The sequence below is a fragment of the Lysinibacillus sp. BS3 genome, from assembly GCF_039614735.1.
GTDB classification, from domain to species: domain Bacteria; phylum Bacillota; class Bacilli; order Bacillales_A; family Planococcaceae; genus Lysinibacillus; species Lysinibacillus capsici.
The window spans coordinates 2124302-2145650 of the sequence record NZ_CP154860.1 but is presented as its reverse complement, the minus strand read 5'-3'; the positions used below and the strand labels follow the sequence as shown (position 1 = coordinate 2145650).

Genomic DNA, 21349 nt, shown 5'->3' with positions numbered 1-21349 from the left:
AACGAGATCACGATAGGAGGCTACACCATGTTATTACGGCGATTTTTTTCATATTATAAGCCCTATAAAGGCTTATTTATTTTAGATTTTAGCTGTGCCATATTAGTGGCACTAATAGAGCTTGCGTTTCCGATTGTTTTAAATAAAGTAATTGATGATATTCTGCCAGATGGGGAATTGAAATGGATTATTATGGCGAGTTTATTGCTGTTTGGATTATATATTTTTAACTCCATTCTTCATTTTATCGTTTCATATTGGGGACATATGCTGGGCATTAATATTGAGACGGATATGAGAAAAGAATCCTTCAGCCATGTACAAAAGCTATCCTTTAGATATTTTGATAACAACAAAACAGGGCATCTTGTTTCTCGTTTAACAAATGATTTGATGGATATTGGTGAACTTGCTCACCATGGTCCAGAGGATATCTTTATTGCAGCGATGACGATTATTGGAACATTTGGTGTCATGTACTATATTGATCCAACCTTTACGATTCTTATTTTCTTACTTGTTCCGATTATCTTAATCTTAACCATTATTTTCGGGAAATTAATGTCCAAGGCATTCCGTCAAATGTTTGGAGATATTGCAGATTTTAATGCACGTGTTGAAAACAATGTAAGTGGTATTCGTGTTGTACAAGCTTTTACAAATGAAGATCATGAGATTAAACGCTTTAAAGTAAATAATGAAAGATTCCGTATGACAAAGCTGTTTTCCTATAAAGTAATGGCTTGGAATGAAGCTATTTCAGGCATACTCACGAAGGTATTATCACTCTTTACTTTATTTGTTGGGGCTTATTTTGTATTAAATGGGCATTTAACAAATGGCGATTTTATCGCATTTATTTTACTATCAGGTATTCTCTTAGGCCCAATTAACAAAATCAATATGTTTATAGAAAGCTATCCAAAGGGCATGGCAGGATTTAGGCGCTATATTGAATTCCTCGAAACGGAGCCCGAAATTGCGGACCGTCCAGAAGCGAAAACAATCGATGAAATTGATGGTGAAATTACTTTTTCTAATGTATCGTTTGGCTACGCTGCCAATAATCATGCCTTACATCAAATTAATTTAAAGGTACGTCCTGGTGAAACGGTTGCCTTAGTAGGCCCTTCTGGTGCAGGGAAATCTACCATCTGTAGCCTATTGCCACGTTTTTATGAGGTGAATGAGGGTTCCATTAAGATTGATGGTGTTGATATACGAGATTTTAAACTGCAATCTTTACGTTCGCATATCGGGATTGTCCAGCAAGATGTCTTTTTATTCGATGGTACCATTCGAGAAAACATAGCCTATGGTGATTTAAATGCCAGTGAAGAAGATATTTGGTATGCCGCACAACGAGCACAACTGACGGATGTAATTAATGCTTTACCAGAAGGCATGGATACTCTCATAGGTGAACGTGGTGTCAAATTATCAGGTGGACAAAAACAAAGATTATCAATTGCGCGTATTTTCTTGAAAAATCCAAAAATCTTAATACTAGATGAAGCAACATCTGCATTGGATACAGAAACAGAACAAGCTATCCAGCAAGCCTTAAACGAGCTTTCTATCGGTCGTACTACATTAGTGATTGCCCACCGTTTAGCAACGATTAAGGATGCAGACAGAATTGTTGTGGTATCGAAAAAGGGCATTATTGAAGAAGGCACACATGAGCAATTAATGGAACGCCAAAATGCTTACTATGGCTTGTATACAGCCCAATTTGGTTTACAAATTTAAAAGTAATAGCATTCTCAAAAGTGAAAGGAAGTTAAAGATGTCAGTACTTGAAATAGATCATGTTGCGATTGGTTACTCTTCAGCGCTCATCGTCAATGATTTAAGTGTGGAGATTCCGAAAGGGGAGATCTCCACGATTATTGGTCCAAATGGTTGTGGCAAGTCTACTTTATTAAAGGCTGTAGCACGTGTATTACGCACACAAAATGGAGCTGTCTATTTAGATGGCAAAGCTATACATCAATTAAAAACAAAAGAAGTGGCCAAAAGAATGGCTATTTTACCTCAAACAGCAACAGCACCAGGAGGATTAACGGTTTTTGAACTGGTATCCTATGGTCGTTTTCCTCATCAAGTAGGGTTTGGTACATTGCAAAAGGAAGACTATGAATATATCCATTGGGCTATTGATGTTACGGGGCTAAGAGAATTTAGTGATCGACCAATCGAAGCATTATCAGGTGGTCAGCGTCAGAGAGTATGGATTGCTATGGCATTGGCGCAAGGCACGGATATTTTAGTACTGGATGAACCAACAACTTATTTAGATTTAGCACATCAGCTCGATATTTTATTGTTGCTACAAAAGTTAAATAAGGAAGAAGGACGAACAATTATCATGGTTTTACATGATTTAAACCATGCATCACGGTTCTCTCATTTTATGATGGCCATGAGAGACGGCAATTTAATGGTGAATGGCAGTCCAAAAGAAGTGATGACAAAAGAAAATTTACAAAGGGTATTTAATATCGATGCAGAAATGGCTGTATGTCCCTATAGTGAAAATCCAATCTGCCTATCTTATCAGTTGTACGATATGAAAAAATAAAAGCTAGTTGGAAGTTATGAGGAGGAAATAAAATGACTACGTCGACAGGAGTAGGAGAGCTCCACGATTTAGAAGAGCTACAGAAGCGATCTCATCCGATCCGTGGAGTAGTGGCTTTAATCGTAGGAGTAATTGGATTAATAGTTGCCATTGGCTTATCAATTTCTTTTGGTGCAGCAGATATTTCATTGGGTACTGTTTGGACAGCAGTTACCCATTTTTCACCAGAATTAACAACACATCAAATTATCCATGATATTCGCTTACCACGGGTACTTGGAGCAGCATTAGTCGGTGCAAGCTTTGCGGTAGCGGGTGCGATTATGCAGGGGATGACACGTAACCCTTTAGCAGACTCAGGGTTATTAGGCTTGAACTCAGGAGCTGCCTTTATGTTAGCCGTATGTTTTGCCTTCTTCCCTGGGTTGCCTTATATGTATTTAATTTTATGGTCCTTTGTAGGTGCAGGTCTTGGTGTGGCCATTGTTTATGGTATTGGCTCGCTTTCTAAAGGTGGCTTAACACCTATGCGACTAGTTTTAGCAGGAGCTGCTGTTAGTGCGTTACTTGGGGCGCTCGGAGAAGGAATTGCTCTTTATTTTCGTATTGGACAAGACCTCGCATTTTGGTATGCGGGTGGGGTTTCAGGCACAAAATGGAGCCATCTACAAATCTTATCTCCATGGATACTTGTTGCGATGATAGGAGCTCTTATCCTATCACGCTCCATCACCGTACTGAGCTTAGGTGAAGAAATTGCAGTCGGGCTAGGGCAACGTACTGCTGTGGTAAAAGTATGGGGAATGATCATTGTTTTAGTTTTAGCGGGTGCAGCAGTTTCTGTTGTCGGTGCGGTTGGTTTTGTAGGGTTAATTATCCCTCATTTAACCAGATACATAGTTGGTCATGATTATCGCTGGATCATCGCTTGTTCCTTGGTATATGGAGCATTGCTTGTTGTGTTAGCTGATTTAGTAGCACGTGTTATTAATCCACCTTATGAAACACCCATTGGTGCGCTCATAGCCTTTATTGGAGTACCATTCTTCCTTTATTTAGCTCGAAAAGGAGGGAAAGAACTATGAGTAACAGCTATTTAACACCAAGTCAGCTAAAGGCGAAAAGGAAACATTTTTCCATCCTTGCTACGCTCAGTGTGTTAATCGTTATTACCTTTGTCATAAGTATGAATACAGGTGTCATTAAACTGACACCATTGGAGGTTCTTCGGACTCTTTTTGGTCAAGGTGATGCACAACAGCAGCTTATCTTATATGAATTCAGACTTCCAAGAATTGTGATTGCTGTATTAGTAGGTATGGGGTTAGCTATATCAGGCGCTATTTTACAGGGCATTTCTAAAAATGCCTTAGCAGACCCAGGAATCTTAGGGATTAATGCGGGAGCGGGACTAGCGGTTATGCTCTATGTGTCATTTTTTCCAACTACGAAAGCAGCACCTGTTTATTTACTGCCTATACTGGCTTTTGTAGGAGCAGGTTTGACAGCTGTACTGATTTATTCACTTTCTTATCGACGCCATGAGGGGATTACACCAATGCGTTTAATCTTAACTGGGGTAGCTGTGGCAGCAGGGATTAGCTCGGCTATGATTGTGCTAACACTACGTCTATCGCCAGAGAATTATCAATTTGTAGCAACATGGCTAGCGGGTAGCATTTGGGGCTCAAATTGGAGATTTGTTCTGTCGTTATTACCATGGTTAGTTATCTTATTGCCATTCGTCTATTCAAAATCACGTGTATTAAACATATTGAATTTAGGCGAATTAACAGCAGTAGGACTAGGTGCCTCGATAGAAAAAGAGCGACGCTGGTTGTTGGCTGCTGCTGTTGGTTTGGCTGGAGCTAGTGTTTCAGTAAGTGGTGGAATTGGTTTCGTTGGCCTTGTTGCGCCACACTTAGCTCGACAGCTTGTTGGGGCTAAACACCAGTTTTTATTGCCAACCGCAGCATTATTAGGAGGTTTTTTAGTGTTAATGGCTGATACAATCGGTCGTTCCATTTTAGAACCTTCAGAAATTCCAGCAGGGATTGTGGTAGCAGTTTTAGGAGCACCTTATTTCTTGTATTTACTAGCACGATTAAAAGAGTAAATAGCACTCTTTCCTTTGTGTGTGAATAGTATTGCCATGAGGGGAAAGAATAGACGGTTATTAGATTAATTCTTGTCAAACAATTTACGTTTGAATAGATTAGAAGGGGATGGAGAAGAGGAAATGTCAGAGGAACTATATGATGTAACGATTGTTGGTGGTGGTCCAGCAGGGCTTTATACTGCCTTTTATAGTGGAATGCGAGATTTAAAAACGAAAATTATCGAGTATAGCTCACAACTAGGTGGTCGTATGTTAATATATCCTGAAAAAATGATTTGGGATGTAGGTGGAGTAACACCTATTTTAGGTGGTCAGCTTATTAAACAACTTGTGGAGCAAGCTGAAACCTTTGATCCAACGATTGTCTTAAATCAAAAAGTGGAAAAGTTAGATAAGCAACAGGATGGAACATTTATTTTAACATCCTCTACAGGAGAAAAGCATTATTCCAAAACGGTTATTTTAGCAGTAGGCTATGGCGTCCTTTCTATGCAAAAGCTTGAAATTGAAGGAGCGGATCGCTACGAAGTAACGAATTTACATTATACAGTTCAGGAATTAGAAATCTTCCGAGACAAGCATGTGTTGATTTCAGGTGGTGGTAATTCTGCGGTTGATTGGGCTAATGAGCTAGAGTCAATTGCCGCAAGCGTCACGATTGTTCATCGGCGAGATGATTTTGGTGGACATGAAAAAAATGTCTTACGTATGAAAGAATCCTTAGTTCATGTAAAAACGCCCTATGAAGTGGTTCAATTGCATGGGGACGGTGATTTAATTCAATATGTATCTATTGTCAATAAAGATACCGATGAATTGGAACGAGTAAAGGTAGATGCTGTCATTGTAAATCATGGTTTAAAATGCGATTACGGTGCGCTTGAAGAATGGGGATTAAATATTCAGGATGGCGTAGCAATTGTTAATGAGAATCGGGAAACGAACGTAGCGGGTATCTATGGAGCTGGTGATTTTATTGATCATCCTAGTAAAGTTAGATTAATAGCTGGTGCATTTACTGATGGAATACTAGCATTAAATAGTGCAAAACTATACTTGGAGCCAGATGCACCGAAAGTAGCCTATGTATCTTCACATAATATTCGCTTTAAAGAACGAAATGAGAAAATTGGGTTAGTAGACAATGATTATCGTGAAGTTCGCGGTTAGGTATTAGGGATGGTTTGCTTTTAATATTTTTTACTTGAAAATGATAAAATGTCTATGCTATACTTCAAAAGTATGCAACGTGTACATATGTAGCTGACGTTCCACTTCGACACAACTTTTGTAGTCGACATATTCGGGCTATGTAAGGTACAGTTCGATAATACTCTGTTCCAGATGGTTCAGGGCGAGAGGAGAAAACGAATATGAAACAAGGAATTCATCCAGACTACAAAGAAGCAACAGTAACTTGCTCTTGTGGGAACACTTTCAAAACTGGTTCAGTAAAAGAAAACATCGTTGTCGAGTTCTGCAACGAATGTCACCCATTCTACACTGGCCGTCAAAAATTCGCGTCTGCTGATGGTCGCGTGGATCGTTTCAACAAAAAATACGGTCTTAAAAACTAATGTTAGTTTAATACCTGCCAAGCATGCGCTTGGCAGGTATTTTTTTCAGTAAATAATACACGTTGATGCAAGTCTTTTCAAAATCCAGATTGACACAAAGAAAGGGAGAAGACAAAATGGCACAGCTATATTTTAAACATGGTGCAATGAATAGTGGGAAGTCAATAGAAATTCTAAAAGTTGCCCATAATTATGAAGAACAACAAAAACCTGTAATGATGTTTACTTCAGGTCTAGATACGCGTGATGAGGTGGGCTTCGTTTCCAGTCGAGTAGGTTTACGACAACAAGCCATTCCTGTTTATGAAGATACAAATATTTTTGAAATAGTGAAAACTAATGCTGTCAAACCTTATTGTGTGCTTGTGGACGAAGTTCAATTTCTAAAAAAAGCACATGTTTTACAGCTAGCTAACATTGTGGATAAATTGGACATTCCCGTAATGGGCTTTGGTTTAAAAAATGATTTTCAAAATGAGCTATTTGAAGGTAGCCAGTACATGCTTACATATGCAGATAAAATTGAAGAAATGAAAACAATTTGCTGGTTCTGTCATAAAAAAGCAACAATGAATTTGCGAGTAGATGAAAGTGGAAAGCCAGTTTACACAGGAGATCAAATTCAAATCGGTGGCAATGATTCGTATTATCCTGTTTGCCGAAAATGTCATGCAAATCCACCGCTTTAAAGCTAAGTAGCTTGTTAAAGCGCAAAGAAAAAGTAGCATACATGTGAAAATTTCCTTATACTAAGTAGTGGAAATAAGAAATGAAAAAACCATTACGCCTTAGCGTAATTTTGATGAAAGCGGCTTCTCTGTAAAAAAGGAGCAATTTAAAAAACTAAATAGAGGTGAAATCCATGTTTGATCGATTACAAGCAGTGGAAGATCGTTATGAAAGGCTTACTGAGCTTTTGAGCGATCCAGATATTGTTAATGATAGTAAGAAATTACGCGAATATTCTAAGGAACAATCAGATATCCAAGAGACAGTAGATACTTATCGTGAATATAAAAGTGTTAAAGAACAGCTAGTAGATACACGAGAAATGTTAGATAGCGAAAAAGATCCTGATATGCACGAAATGGTAAAGGAAGAATTTAACCTATTAAAAGCACAGCAGGAAGAGCTAGAAGAGCGATTACGTATTTTATTAATTCCAAAAGATCCGAATGATAATAAAAACGTTATTATGGAAATCCGTGGGGCAGCTGGTGGTGACGAGGCTAATATTTTTGCAGGTGACTTGTTCCGTATGTATTCTCGCTATGCAGAAACGCAAGGCTGGAAAATTGATATTATGGAAGCTACACCAAACCCAATGGGCGGCTATAAAGAGGTAATCTTTATGATTAATGGACAAGGAGCCTATTCAAAATTCAAATTTGAAAATGGCGCACACCGTGTACAACGTGTCCCTGCTACAGAATCACAAGGCCGAATTCATACATCAACAGCAACAGTTGCTTGCTTACCTGAGGTTGAGGAAGTAGATGTTGAAATCCATGAAAAAGATATCCGTGTAGATACATTCGCATCTTCTGGTGCGGGTGGTCAATCTGTAAATACAACAATGTCTGCTGTTCGTATGACCCATTTACCGACAGGTGTTGTGGTTTCGATGCAGGATGAACGTTCACAAATTAAAAACCGTGAAAAAGCAATGAAAATTCTTCGTGCTCGTGTTGCAGATATGTATATGCAGGAAGCGCAAAAAGAGATTGATGCTACACGTAAATCAGCTGTTGGATCTGGTGACCGCTCTGAGCGAATTCGCACATACAATTATCCACAAAACCGCGTAACCGACCACCGTATCGGCTTAACGATTCAAAAGCTAGATCAAATCGTTGAAGGCAGACTAGACGAGATTATCGATGCTCTTATTTTAGAAGAACAAGCATCGAAGTTAGAGCGTTTAAATGATGACTTATAAAAATGTGATGGAGGCCCTTGAGTGGGCTTCTTCTTTTTTAGTGGATAATGGTTGTGAACAAACAGCAGCGCGGATTGTTATGCAACATGTGCTTGGTACTAGTTATGGAGAAGTTATGTTGCATTTGCAAGATGAATTAACAGCAGCGCAGCAAATGAGATTTAATGAGCTCATAGAAGAACATGTCAATGGACGCCCTGTCCAATACTGTGTTGGGTATGAGGAGTTTTATGGCCGTTCATTCTTAGTCGATGAATCTGTCTTAATACCACGACCTGAAACAGAGGAATTGGTGCTTGGAACAATTAATCGACTACCTAAATTATTTACAAAGCAAACATTGAAGCTGGCTGATATAGGTACAGGTAGTGGAGCCATTGCTATTTCAATGAAGCTGGAATGCCCAGCATTAACGGTCATAGCTACCGATTTATCAGAAGCTGCACTAGCAACTGCTCAAAAAAATGCAAAGCAATTAGAGGCAGATATTGATTTTAGATTGGGAGATTTAGCTGCTCCACTTGCAGGAGAAAAATTTGATATTGTTTTATCGAACCCACCGTATATCGCATTTGATGAGGCACAAGCAATGTCAAGCGTTGTGCTAGAGCATGAGCCGCATAGTGCCCTCTTTGCCGAGGAAGATGGTCTTATTTTATATAGAAAATTAGCCGAACAATTACCAGCTTATATGAATAGGCCAGCGTTGATTGGATTAGAAATCGGTTATACACAGGGGGAGAAAGTAGCCAAATTCTTTCAAGATAGTTTTCCACAGGCGACAGTTTCAGTAGAAAAAGATATTAACGGTAAACCTCGAATGATTTTTTGTGAGCTACATGTATAAAGTTTCTTATTCTTGCCAACAATGTTGAGCAAGGAGGGATTTTTATGTTGAACGAATACAAGATTATTAGATTACCTAAACAAAATATCTTTCTAGCTTTTGCTAGACTAGTATTAATTGCGATTGTTTTACAGTTATGTGTTTTATATATTCCAACATTAGTAGGTTTGGCGAAGGAATCTTCCGGTGATGTGCAAGAAAAAGATTTTCGTATACGTGTTATCGCAAACAGTAATACTGCACAAGATCAGCTAGAGAAACAGCAGCTTGTCCAAGATTTAAAGCCATACTTTCTACAACTGGGTACGGCTGGATTTGCTGGGAATGAGCAAATTCTTTCGTTAAAACAACAAATTGAAGCTGAACTGAGCGAAAATTATCCACAATTGGATGCACAAGTTGTTGTTGGGGATAATTTATTCCCACCAAAAAGACAAGGTGCTGTACTTTATCCACAAAATGTCTATCAATCAATTGTTGTAAAGATTGGTGATGCCCGTGGAGATAACTGGTGGTGCAGTATCTTCCCATCGATATGTGAGCCTGATAAAGAAGAGGTAAAAGAAGAAGTAGAAGTAGAAGAAAAAGAACAAGTTACATTCTTTATATGGGAATGGATTAAAGGACTTTTTGAATGAATTGTGCACAAATTCAGACAACTTATACACATTTTTTATTAAGTTATAAACAATATGTGGATAATTCAGTAAAAACGAATAATTGAAGGTAGGTATTAATCATGAAAACTGTTTGTAAGGTTGTGGACAGTAATGTGAATAGTCAGATTAATTATACACAAGCTGTGGATATCTTAAATGCAGGAGAGGTAGTTGCATTTCCAACAGAGACGGTTTATGGCTTAGGAGCGATTGCCACAAATGATCTGGCAGTTAAAAAGATATTTGAAGCAAAAGGTCGACCTTCAGATAATCCTTTAATTGTCCATGTTGGTACAAAAGAGGAAGTAGCGATCTATATCGAACATATTTCTGACATAGCTAAACAATGCATGGATTTATTTTGGCCAGGACCATTAACACTGGTGATGCCAGTGAAGCCAGATGTATTAGCTAAAAGTGTCACAGCTGGGTTATCAACAGTTGGCATTCGAATGCCTGATCATCCAGTAGCGCTCGCCTTACTACAACAGCTCCAAAAACCGCTTGCTGCACCGAGCGCTAATCGTAGTGGAAAGCCAAGTCCTACAGAAGCCGTTCATGTTTTAGATGATTTAGAAGGGTACATACCTTATATTTTAGATGGAGGTTCTACAGGCATAGGGCTTGAGTCTACTGTACTAGATGTGACACATGAACCTCCAGTAATTTTACGTCCAGGTGGCATTACGAAGGAAATGCTTGAGGCTAAGATTGGTCCAGTGATTCAGCCAACTAAAATAGAACAGAAGCTAGACGCAACGCCTAAGGCACCGGGAATGAAATATACGCATTATGCACCAAATGCTCCCGTGTATTTAATAGACTGTGATGTTGAGAAAGTCAACGAAGCTGTTCTGCATTTACAGAGACAAGGACATAGTGTAGCACTACTTGCACCTGAGAACTTTGAAGAAATTAAAGTGGATTTTTACTTCTCTATTGGTGAAGCAGGAAGTAAAGAAGAAATGGGTGCGGCCTTATATAATGCACTTAGAGCATGTGATAAAACTACCGCTACCGTAATATTAGCAACAACTACTTCAATAGAAGGAGTAGGTGCAGCTATTATGAATAGACTTGAAAAAGCCTCTGGAGGTAAATGGTATTCATTGTAAATAATAATAGAACAATTATAGGCAAAAGACATTGAAAAACCACATGTTTTTTGTCTTTTTTTGTCCAATTATTATATGTTAAAAATGAAAAACAATAGTAAACAGTTATGATAATAATGTATTTTCGAGCATAAAATGATAAAATATTAGGGAGCGAAGGAGTGCGTTCTTGCAGGGAATTCTTGCAGGTATATTAACGTCTGTTGATGTGATTGGTCTATATGTTTTGCTGCCAAATGTTAGATATCGATTATTTTTATCATTATGGACGGCTGCATTACATATGCTTTTTCCTTTATTAGGGTTTGAATTAGGAAGCTATTTAGTTCGATTTCTATTAGAATGGGGACAATGGATTTCAAGTATTTTATTATTTTGTATCGGGATGCATTTATTATTATTTTCTCACAGAGATGAAAAAGTAACGATTTCACCTGTGCTTTTAGCAGTGACTGCAAGCCTAGACACCTTTTCAGTTAGTGTTTCTTTTGGTATGCTTAACTTAGAAAAAACGATTTTTATTATGAGTGCAGGCTTAAGTGCATTAATTTGTGCTTATGGGTCATTAGTTATAGCACGTAGGAGCCAAGTTTTTTTTGGCAATAAAATTCAAATCATTGCTGGCATTATATTTATAATCATGAGTATTCTAGCTATTCAACAATAGATAAAATTGGAGAGTGATAAGTGTGAAAATATTATTTGTTTGTACAGGCAATACTTGTCGCAGTCCGATGGCAGAAGCTATTTTAAAACATAAACAAATAAACAATGTAGAAGTGCGCTCAGCGGGTATTTATGCGATGCCTAATGCACAAATGTCAGCACATGCACAACAAGTGTTAAATGAAGCCCAAATGTCCCATCAACATTTTGCGACGCAATTATCACAAGCTGAAATGGTATGGGCAGACTTAGTTTTAACGATGACGACTGCTCACAAAGGTACCGTCATTTCCAATTATCCAGAAGCTGAGCATAAAGTATTTACATTGAAAGAGTATACAAATGAGGGCAGTTTAGAAAATGTAGCGGATCCTTATGGTGGTAATAGAGCAATTTATGAAGCAACATTTGCAGAATTAAAAGAACTGGTTGATCAATTAATACAAAAACTAGAAAAGAATTGAGGGGTCCTATGAAAAAACAATTTGGTTTACGCCTAAAGTTGGTGTTATTTGTTAGTGTTCTTGCACTAATCACCTACAGTGTCAGTTTTATATTCATTGAGTTTTTACAACCTACCTTCTTCCCTGACACAAATCGAAAAGTTTTTGAAGTGATTACGTATGCGTTAGGCATAACTTGGTCAGGGATATTAGCTGCCTTTTTAAGTGTAATCCTCATCAAGCCGTTGCAGCAGCTTGAGCACTCAGCAACACTTGTGGCAGAAGGAAAAATAGGACAGGATGTACAAATGCCTAATACAAATGATGAGATTCGATCTGTTGCAGAGGCATTCCAACAAATGGTGTTAAACTTACGTCAAATGGTGGAAAGTATTGATCATAACTTCCAACAAACGAATCAATCGATTATCCAGCTTTCAGATGAAGCAGGAGTGGCAACAAGAAAGGCAGAAGGCATTGCATCTACCGTAAAGCATATTTCTACAGGAGCAGAAGCATCTGCAACTGCTGTACAAGATACTGCTGAAGCCATTGAAGATGTAAGAACGCTTGCAACAGAGGTAAATAGTAGGGCAGAAGCATCAGCATCACAAACTAAAGAGATTCTACATAATTTATCGACAACAACAAAAGCCATTGAAACATTAGTGAATAGTATTCAACAAATTGCGACAGGCAATAATGAGGCATTAAAAAGCATTCATGCGCTAGAAGAGAATGCTGGACAGGTAGAACGAATAATTAGCTTAGTTGGTGACATTGCAGCACAAACCAATCTGTTGGCACTAAACGCCTCTATAGAAGCTGCTCGTGCAGGAGAACATGGAAAAGGCTTTGCAGTAGTAGCTGAAGAAGTCCGTGGTTTGGCTGATGAAAGTGCAAAAGCAGTGCAAGGAATTACAGCTTTAATTCAAACCATGCAGCACAACGTAGAAGTAGTTGTGAAACAAATGAACGAACAAGTTGCCTTTGCAACAAAGGAAGCCGATCGAGTTTCTGAAACAACGACAGCAGTAGAAAATATGGCTTCTAATGTACATGAAATGGCAACATCAATTGTTGAGATTTCTTCTTTAATTGAACAGCAAATGCATAATATTGAAACGACAGCTCGACAATCACAGGAAGTTGCTGCCATTGCGGAACAAACGTCAGCAGGTGCACAGGAAGTTCGTAGTGCTGCTGAAGAGCAAGCCTATGCAATTGAACAAGTCGAGCATCTGGCTCAAAGTTTGAAAAAGCAATCGGAAGCATTGCATAAAATGATCCAACAATTTGATAGACACGCATAGTCCTGAAGGTTATACATAAATCCCATGAAAAATCGGATTTATGTATAACCTTTTTTATTAAAGGACAATTTATGTCCACTGTAAGTAAAAAGCTAAAAAAACTTCAGTAGATGGAATATTACAACAAAAGACCATTATCCGAACTTATTAACATGATATTCACATTATCCACAAAAAAATAAGTTTAAAAGTGAATAATTTTGTGTTAACATACAATTAATGTTCGTCTTTCGGGAAAAATCAACGTAAAAACATAAGAAAAATCGTGTTATTCTTCAGAAAGAAGTGGTACACTAAGGTTGACTATAATTCGAAAAGAGGGAACCCAGTGAGAATAGCAATTTCTTCTGATCACGGAGGCAATAACTTACGGCGTGAGATTATGCAGCTATTAGATGAACTTCAAATTAGCTACGAAGATTTTGGTCCACAATCTGCGGATTCAGTAGACTATCCAGACTATGCAAAACCTGTATCTGAGGGTGTTGCTAACGGAGAATTTGATAAAGGCATTTTAATTTGTGGCACAGGAATTGGTATGTCCATTGCCGCTAATAAGGTCAAGGGCATACGTTGTGCATTAGTACATGATGTATTTAGTGCCAAGGCAACGCGTTGCCATAATGATTCAAATATTTTAGCAATGGGCGAACGTGTAATTGGCCCTGGCCTTGCACGTGAAATCGTACAAGCATGGCTAGAAACCGATTTTGAAGGTGGCCGTCATGTACGCCGTATTGAAAAAATTACTGAACTAGAGCAATAATAGTTTTGTTATTCCGTATATGGCATTCGTATAGGATGTCATATATGGCATGATTTTAATGGATATAGATGAAGGAGCTGAGCTTAATGGTTGTAAAACAAATACGAACACATTTGACTCAGTTACTCAGTGAATTTGAAGAGCAAGTAACATTACGACCCCATACAATTTTTGTAGTAGGGTGCTCTACATCTGAAGTGATTGGTCAGAAAATTGGCACAGCGGGAGCATTGGAGATAGCAGAAGCCATTTTTGAGCCGTTACAAGAATTTGCAGCAAAGCATCAATTGCTTTTAGCATTCCAAGGTTGTGAGCATATAAATCGCGCCATTACTATGGAAGCATCTACAGCTGAAAAATTTGGCTATGATCCAGTAGCGGTTGTCCCAGTACGTATGGCAGGCGGCTCAATGTCAGCATATGCCTATACGCAATTTGATAACCCAGTGATTGTTGAAACAATACAGGCACATGCAGGTATTGATATTGGACAAACATTAATCGGTATGCATTTGAAAGCAGTAGCTGTACCTGTTCGAACATCGGTAAAAATGGTAGGAGAAGCTGTTGTGACGATTGCAACAACACGTCCTAAGCTAATTGGCGGAGAACGTGCAGTATATAAATAATTACCACCCTATTTAGTGGTAGAGATGAATAACGATACTTTAGGAGGCTTTTTCAAACATGGCATATGAAAAATTAGCAGTACAAGACAAAGCAGTACTAGATGGAATTCTTGCAGAAAAAACACGTCAGCAAGCAAATATTGAATTGATTGCATCAGAAAACTTTGTATCCGAAGCAGTGATGGAAGCGCAAGGATCGGTACTGACAAATAAATACGCTGAAGGTTATCCTGGTAAACGCTATTATGGTGGCTGTGAGCATGTAGACGTAGTAGAAGACATTGCACGTGATCGTGTAAAAGAACTCTTCGGAGCAGAATATGCAAATGTGCAACCACACTCAGGTGCACAAGCAAACATGGCTGTTTACCATACGATTCTAGAACCAGGTGACACAGTTCTGGGTATGAACCTTTCGCATGGTGGTCACTTAACACATGGTTCTCCAGTAAACTTCTCTGGTATTCTATATAATTTTGTAGAGTATGGTGTAACACAAGATACACAAGTGATTGATTATGAAGATGTACGACAAAAGGCTTTAGAGCATAAACCGAAACTGATTGTTGCTGGTGCATCTGCTTATCCACGTGAAATTGACTTCTCTAAATTCCGTGAAATTGCAGACGAAGTCGGAGCCTATTTCATGGTGGATATGGCACACATTGCTGGACTTGTAGCTGCTGGCGAACATCAATCACCAGTGCCATATGCTGATTTTGTTACATCAACTACACATAAAACATTACGTGGACCACGTGGTGGATTAATTCTTGCTTCAAAAGAATGGGAGCAAAAACTAAATAAATCTGTATTCCCAGGCATTCAAGGTGGCCCATTAATGCATGTTATTGCTGCAAAAGCTGTAGCATTTGGAGAAGCTTTACAACCAGAATTTAAAGACTATGCAAAACAAATTAAAGCCAATGCAAAGGCATTAGCAGAAGTATTAATTGCTGAGGGTGTTGAAATTGTTTCTGGTGGTACAGATAACCATTTATTACTGCTAAATGTTAAATCTCTTGGTTTAACAGGTAAAGTAGCAGAGCACGCACTAGATGAAGTAGGTATTACAACAAATAAAAATACAATCCCTTACGATACTGAATCCCCATTTGTCACTTCTGGAATTCGTATTGGTACTCCAGCGGTCACTTCTCGTGGCTTTAAAGAGGAAGATATGAAAGAAGTAGGAGCAATTATAGCGGCTGTTCTTAAAAGCCCTGAAGATGAGGCAGTTAAAGCAGATGCAAAAGATCGTGTGAAGGCATTAACTGATAAGCATCCACTATATGTATAATCAATAGAATAATAGCTGTATTTAAAGTACAAAATTTACTTTAAATACAGCTTTTTATTTTGGAAATGGAGGATTAAACTGTAAAAAACATCTTTTTTCTAATAAAGTAGAATAATACCCTTATTTTTGAATAAATTTACATAAAAACGGTATAAAGGGATATATTATAGTAGGCAGAGGACAGATAGTGTCCTAGAAAAGAAGTTTTTTTTAATAAAAGTGAAAATTTAATTAAATTTTATGTACAATGGAAATGAGATGAAGTGATAGAAAAGGAGGGGTTGGATGGTCACTAAATCGTTAAACACAGATTATGATGTATTATTAAACAGCATTCGCAAATTAGGTAATAATTCGAAAGAAAGCTACGTTATTTTTGATGCGACGAAGCATCATTACATAGTAGAGTGTAATGATTCTTTTTGTATGCTTACTAATGCTGCACGTTCACAAATTCTAAATACTGATTATTTTTCATGGCTATCAATGGACGAAAAAATGACAACCATTGAAATGATTAAAGAAAAAATACATAACGGCATAATGGTGCAGGCGAAGCTATATCATAATGGCATCGATAAACCTCCCTTTTGGGCAGAAATACAAGCATTACCTTTTTGCAATGAGGCAAATGTAACGCAATTTGTTTTAGTATTAGTGAAGGATGTTACATATTATCATACGGAAGACTTCTTAATGCGTTTAGAAAATGATATGTACAGGGCAATTGAGAAGGAGTTTACTTTTGAGCAAAAGATGAAGCTTATTTGTCAAGGCCTCGATGAATTTTTCATGCCAAATATTGCAAGTATGGTGCTTATAAAAACAGAAGTAAACCAATTACAAGTTTTCATAGGAGATAATCAAACAGAGAGCGTACCAAAATGTTGTACAAACAATGATTTCTTTAATAAGGTAATGCAATCAGAAACGTCTACTTTCATAGAAAATTTAGATGAAGTGAATATTCCTAAAGAACATAAGCAATATGCTTCGCTAGCTAAAAAGCCGCATGGATGGTTTATCCCTATACGTAATCAACAGCGGCAAGTAATAGGTGTTTTCTCGATATTTAGCCAAAAAACACAAAGTGACCAAATGCTTAAAAATATGTTTCGAAAAATGGGTGCTCTTGTTGCATTGGCTTATTCATATGCAAGGACGCAGAAAAAAATTTGGGATTTAGCCTATACAGACATTACAACAGGTCTGCCTAATCGTCACAGCTTTGTTAATACGATTGAAAGGGAAGTCCAGCAGGGGCAAAGCGGCTTTATTAAAATATTAAAACCTAGTGAATTTCATCAAGTAGTTGAATTATATGGCCGTGAAATTGGTGATGAACTTTTAAGACAACTTGCCAAACGTCTTGAGCAAGACAAGTCAGAAAGTAATGAGTATGTTGCTAGATTCACTAGCTCTAGTTTGATTATGACTACAATGTCACTTCATGAAGATTTGAATGATTATGAGATGAGAATAAAAGAAACGATTCGCCAGCCTTTTATTATAGGAGGAAAGCAAATCTATATTACATTAAAAACAGGCATTGCTTCCTATAATGATGACATAAATATTAATGATGCGATTCGTTTTGCAGATAATGCGTTATCCTTTGCAATCGATAGGCCAGGCACACATACTGAAATATTTACAACAGAGAAAAATGATGTGCTTGTACAGAAGATGACGGTTTTAAATCATTTGTCAGAAGCCATCAAAAATAAAGAAATAACAGTCCACTTACAGCCTAAAGTAGATTTACGCAATGGGGAAATTCAAAGTATTGAAGCACTTGCAAGATGGATTTCTCCAAAATTGGGTTTTGTTTCACCTGCAGTCTTTATTCCAGTAGCTGAGAGTGCTGGTAAGGTTCGAGAAATTGATGTGCTTATTTTAGAGACGGTACTCTCATGGCTTTCAGAACGACAACGCCTGGGAAGGAAATTAGTGAAAATAGCTGTCAATATTTCACCTGACCATTTTTACTACACGCACTTTGTTCAGGATACACTGAAACTTGTGCGGAAGTATAATATTGACCCTAGCTATATTATCTTAGAGGTGACAGAAAATATTGGTTTAGTAGATTTCCAATCAGCCTATAAGATCATTCAAGAGCTGAAGAGCTATGGCTTTAAAACATCCGTAGATGATTTTGGAACAGGCTTTTCTTCATTAAGCTATTTACAACAACTACCGTTTGCTGAACTAAAGATTGATCGTAGCTTCATCAATGCTATTGAAGATCCAGCAACACTTGCTATTGTTCGCTCTATCATTCAGTTAGCATTAAATTTAGGGATGATTTCAGTGGCAGAGGGTATAGAGACAGAGGAACAGGTTGAGATTCTACGTGCGCTAGGATGCACAGTAGGACAAGGATACTTTTATTTCAAGCCAATGCCAATTGAACAATTAGATATAATCCTTGATCAATAACTTAGTTTTGACATAAGAATAGATGATAAATGGAGTTGTCCTAAATTTATTTTTGAGGCGACTCCTTTTTTCTGTTATACTAGTTGAGATAAAAATGAATCCGAACGGTGAGGAGAGAATCCCTTTGAGCAAAGTCTATGTATTTGATCATCCACTAATCCAACACAAATTAACTTATATTCGCGACAAGAATACAGGAACAAAAGAATTTCGTGAGCTAGTAGACGAAGTGGCAACACTAATGGCATTTGAAATTACACGTGATATGCCAGTAGAGGAAATTGAAATTGAAACACCTGTAACAATTGCAAAAACAAAAGTACTTTCTGGTAAAAAGCTTGCAATCGTACCGATTTTACGTGCAGGTATCGGTATGGTAGATGGCGTATTAAAGCTTATCCCTGCTGCAAAAGTTGGTCATATTGGTCTTTACCGTGATCCAGAGACATTAAAACCAGTTGAATATTACGCAAAACTTCCTGCAGATGTTGAAGAACGTGATTTCATCATTGTAGATCCAATGCTTGCAACTGGTGGTTCTGCAGTGGAGGCAATTCATTCACTGAAAAAACGTGGAGCTAAAAACATTAAATTCATGTGCTTAATCGCTGCACCAGAGGGTGTGAAAGCTATTCAAGAAGAACATTCGGATGTAGATATTTACATTGCTGCACTTGATGAAAAATTAAATGACCATGGTTATATTGTACCAGGCTTAGGTGATGCTGGAGACCGTCTATTCGGTACAAAATAAAAATCCATACATGAAATTTCCTCATTTAGGAAACTAATAACTTGTGAAAGCGTCCTTCAAATTGAAGGGCGTTTCATAGTATGTGTAGGTAAGTAATCCCTCATCAACAGGAGATTGATCTTACCATACAATAATAAAAAGGACGGTGCAGATCGTTTTGACAAAGAAATGGAAAGTAATGACGATTTTTGGTACAAGACCAGAAGCAATTAAAATGGCTCCTCTTGTTTTGGAGTTACAAAAGTATCCTAAGCAAATAGAATCTATTGTAACTGTAACAGCACAGCATCGCCAAATGCTCGATCAAGTATTAGAGACGTTTAGTATTACGCCAAACTATGACTTAAATATAATGAAGGATCGCCAAACATTAATTGATGTAACGACAAACGCATTACAGGGTTTAGATAAAGTAATGAAGGAAGCACAACCAGATATCGTTTTGGTACATGGTGATACAGCAACGACTTTCATTGCAAGCCTCGCTGCGTTCTATAACCAAATTGCTATAGGACATGTAGAAGCGGGACTTCGAACATGGAACAAATATTCACCATATCCAGAGGAAATGAATCGTCAACTAACAGGCGTGATGGCAGATTTACATTTTGCGCCAACTGAAGTATCTAAAAAGAATCTTTTAGATGAGAACAAAAATCCAGCGACGATTTTTGTTACAGGTAATACAGCAATAGACGCATTAGCAACAACAGTCAGTGAACACTACACTCATCCTGTATTAGATAAAATTGGCGAGGATCGCATGATTTTATTAACGGCACATCGTCGCGAAAATCTTGGTGAACCAATGCGCCATATGTTTAAAGCGATCACCAGAATACTCGCAGAACATGAGGATGTTCAAGTTGTTTATCCAGTTCATATGAATCCGGCTGTAAGAGAAATTGCTAATGAAATTTTAGGGAATAATAAACGAGTGCATTTAATTGAGCCTCTTGAAGTATTTGATTTCCATAACTTTGCGGCTAATTCATATATGATCTTAACGGATTCAGGCGGTGTACAAGAAGAGGCACCTTCATTAGGGAAGCCAGTGCTTGTTCTTAGAGATACGACAGAACGTCCAGAGGGGATTGCAGCAGGAACATTAAAGCTAGCAGGAACAGAAGAGGAAACAATTTACGCCTTAGCAAAGGAATTACTAACAGATAATAATGCCTATGAAGCAATGGCTAAAGCATCAAATCCATATGGGGATGGACATGCATCTAAGCGTATTGTTGAAGCATTGCTAGGATTTTTACAAAAAACTAATTAAAATACTATATTTTATATTAAAAATAAGTCTAATGTACCTGTTGAAATGGGTAAGCTAATTTACGAGCATAATCTTGTCGTAAATTAGCTTTTTTTATGCGTGAGAAGGTTGAGAAATTTTGAAACTATGAAATTTCATACACAAATTTGTCAACAATTTGACAAGAGTATAGAGGCTGTGAAGTTTTTCTCCTTTACCAATTGACTTCAAATATCACCTATTGTATGCTTACAAAGGGTAAGAATGATAAGGGTTTCTGTTCATAAATAGGACGTTGAAACACTTGTTATATCAACTTTCTACTAAATTGACAGTTCAAAATAAGACTGTCGATTTGCAACGTTTTGTGCGTTTCGGTTTTTACCGAGTCGGTAAGGGGTGTAAGTTATTTTTTTGGGCATTTACACCTGTAATTGAAATGACTCTCCCATTACTATTCCGCTGTGAGTAGTGCTTTTCACTGCTCTTTTCTGATTTCACATAGTGGTCAGCAAACGTTTTCATTACTCGAAAAAATGATTCAGGAGATTACAACCAATGCTAGATTTGCATCACATTTTTGCTGTGCAGAAGAGGGCGTTATTTTTTTTGCTTGCACTCTGCGCATTAGGCTGGGGATTTACCCCCTATCAAACTGTTTTTGCGGGCATCGCAGTCGGTGCATTCTTTGGTACGTATAATTTTTGGATTTTAGTTCGGCGTATGGAGAAGTTTGACAGATCCATTAGTGAAGGGAAGAAAATAGGCTCACTTGGTACAGCGCTTCGCTTTGGATCAGGTGTTGCGGCAGTCGCAATAGCCATTTCGTTGCCAAACTATTTTCACTTAATTAGCACGGTTATAGGGCTAATGATTCCGTACGTTTTTCTCTTTGTCGAGAGAATTGTGTCACATGTAAGGAACCGCTAATGTGCTTT

21 protein-coding genes are annotated in these 21349 nt (G+C 37.8%); all 21 read left to right on the top strand.

Translation table 11 applies throughout. The features are described from left to right. Positions 1–27: 27 nt before the first annotated feature. Positions 28–1752, top strand: coding sequence for an ABC transporter ATP-binding protein (locus AAJG31_RS10760; RefSeq protein WP_103117424.1), 1725 nt, complete (start codon positions 28–30; stop codon positions 1750–1752). A 37-nt stretch (positions 1753–1789) separates the two neighbouring features. Continuing rightward, positions 1790–2584, top strand: coding sequence for an ABC transporter ATP-binding protein (locus AAJG31_RS10755; protein WP_048395606.1), 795 nt, complete (start codon positions 1790–1792; stop codon positions 2582–2584). A gap of 32 nt (positions 2585–2616) precedes the next feature. Further along, positions 2617–3669: an iron ABC transporter permease gene (locus tag AAJG31_RS10750; protein ID WP_054548709.1), complete on the top strand. Its 1053-nt coding sequence runs from the start codon at positions 2617–2619 to the stop codon at positions 3667–3669. After that, complete coding sequence (locus AAJG31_RS10745; RefSeq protein WP_259949453.1) at positions 3666–4700, top strand: iron ABC transporter permease; 1035 nt, start codon at positions 3666–3668, stop codon at positions 4698–4700. The genes AAJG31_RS10750 and AAJG31_RS10745 overlap by 4 nt, the downstream gene beginning before the upstream one ends. A gap of 123 nt (positions 4701–4823) precedes the next feature. Next, positions 4824–5873, top strand: coding sequence for an NAD(P)/FAD-dependent oxidoreductase (locus AAJG31_RS10740; protein WP_054548733.1), 1050 nt, complete (start codon positions 4824–4826; stop codon positions 5871–5873). A 203-nt stretch (positions 5874–6076) separates the two neighbouring features. Then, a complete protein-coding gene (gene rpmE / locus AAJG31_RS10735) occupies positions 6077–6280 on the top strand; it encodes a 50S ribosomal protein L31 (protein ID WP_004269457.1) in 204 nt (67 codons plus the stop codon). A gap of 116 nt (positions 6281–6396) precedes the next feature. Then, positions 6397–6969, top strand: a complete 573-nt coding sequence (locus tag AAJG31_RS10730) for a thymidine kinase (protein ID WP_048395608.1) — start codon at positions 6397–6399, stop codon at positions 6967–6969. A 173-nt stretch (positions 6970–7142) separates the two neighbouring features. Continuing rightward, positions 7143–8219 carry a peptide chain release factor 1 gene (gene prfA / locus AAJG31_RS10725; RefSeq protein WP_004269459.1) on the top strand — a complete coding sequence of 359 codons (1077 nt, stop codon included), beginning with the start codon at positions 7143–7145 and terminating at the stop codon, positions 8217–8219. After that, positions 8206–9066 carry a peptide chain release factor N(5)-glutamine methyltransferase gene (gene prmC, locus AAJG31_RS10720; protein WP_112117318.1) on the top strand — a complete coding sequence of 287 codons (861 nt, stop codon included), beginning with the start codon at positions 8206–8208 and terminating at the stop codon, positions 9064–9066. Before prfA ends, prmC begins: the two co-directional genes overlap by 14 nt. A gap of 44 nt (positions 9067–9110) precedes the next feature. Then, complete coding sequence (locus AAJG31_RS10715; RefSeq protein WP_066036937.1) at positions 9111–9704, top strand: stage II sporulation protein R; 594 nt, start codon at positions 9111–9113, stop codon at positions 9702–9704. 101 nt (positions 9705–9805) lie between these two features. Further along, entirely contained in the window at positions 9806–10840 is a 1035-nt protein-coding gene (locus AAJG31_RS10710; protein ID WP_279493868.1) for an L-threonylcarbamoyladenylate synthase, read from the top strand. A gap of 169 nt (positions 10841–11009) precedes the next feature. Beyond that, a complete protein-coding gene (locus tag AAJG31_RS10705) occupies positions 11010–11507 on the top strand; it encodes a manganese efflux pump (protein WP_048395616.1) in 498 nt (165 codons plus the stop codon). A gap of 22 nt (positions 11508–11529) precedes the next feature. Next, complete coding sequence (locus AAJG31_RS10700; RefSeq protein ID WP_279493869.1) at positions 11530–11970, top strand: low molecular weight protein arginine phosphatase; 441 nt, start codon at positions 11530–11532, stop codon at positions 11968–11970. Between the two features lie 8 nt (positions 11971–11978). Continuing rightward, complete coding sequence (locus tag AAJG31_RS10695) at positions 11979–13262, top strand: HAMP domain-containing methyl-accepting chemotaxis protein (RefSeq protein WP_279493870.1); 1284 nt, start codon at positions 11979–11981, stop codon at positions 13260–13262. A gap of 328 nt (positions 13263–13590) precedes the next feature. After that, positions 13591–14028, top strand: a complete 438-nt coding sequence (gene rpiB, locus AAJG31_RS10690; protein ID WP_004269466.1) for a ribose 5-phosphate isomerase B — start codon at positions 13591–13593, stop codon at positions 14026–14028. An 86-nt stretch (positions 14029–14114) separates the two neighbouring features. After that, a complete protein-coding gene (locus tag AAJG31_RS10685) occupies positions 14115–14657 on the top strand; it encodes a TIGR01440 family protein (RefSeq protein WP_279493871.1) in 543 nt (180 codons plus the stop codon). Positions 14658–14715: 58 nt separating this feature from the next. After that, the gene (gene glyA / locus AAJG31_RS10680) at positions 14716–15957 is read left to right on the top strand and encodes a serine hydroxymethyltransferase (protein ID WP_048395620.1); all 1242 of its coding nucleotides are present in this window, start codon (positions 14716–14718) and stop codon (positions 15955–15957) included. A gap of 285 nt (positions 15958–16242) precedes the next feature. Then, positions 16243–18399: an EAL domain-containing protein gene (locus AAJG31_RS10675; protein ID WP_066036935.1), complete on the top strand. Its 2157-nt coding sequence runs from the start codon at positions 16243–16245 to the stop codon at positions 18397–18399. A gap of 124 nt (positions 18400–18523) precedes the next feature. Next, positions 18524–19153: a uracil phosphoribosyltransferase gene (gene upp, locus AAJG31_RS10670; protein WP_004269470.1), complete on the top strand. Its 630-nt coding sequence runs from the start codon at positions 18524–18526 to the stop codon at positions 19151–19153. Between the two features lie 157 nt (positions 19154–19310). Then, entirely contained in the window at positions 19311–20432 is a 1122-nt protein-coding gene (gene wecB, locus AAJG31_RS10665; protein ID WP_004269471.1) for a UDP-N-acetylglucosamine 2-epimerase (non-hydrolyzing), read from the top strand. Between the two features lie 537 nt (positions 20433–20969). Beyond that, positions 20970–21341 (top strand): ATP synthase subunit I, encoded by a 372-nt coding sequence (locus AAJG31_RS10660; protein WP_004269472.1) that lies wholly within the window; start codon positions 20970–20972, stop codon positions 21339–21341. Positions 21342–21349: the final 8 nt, after the last annotated feature.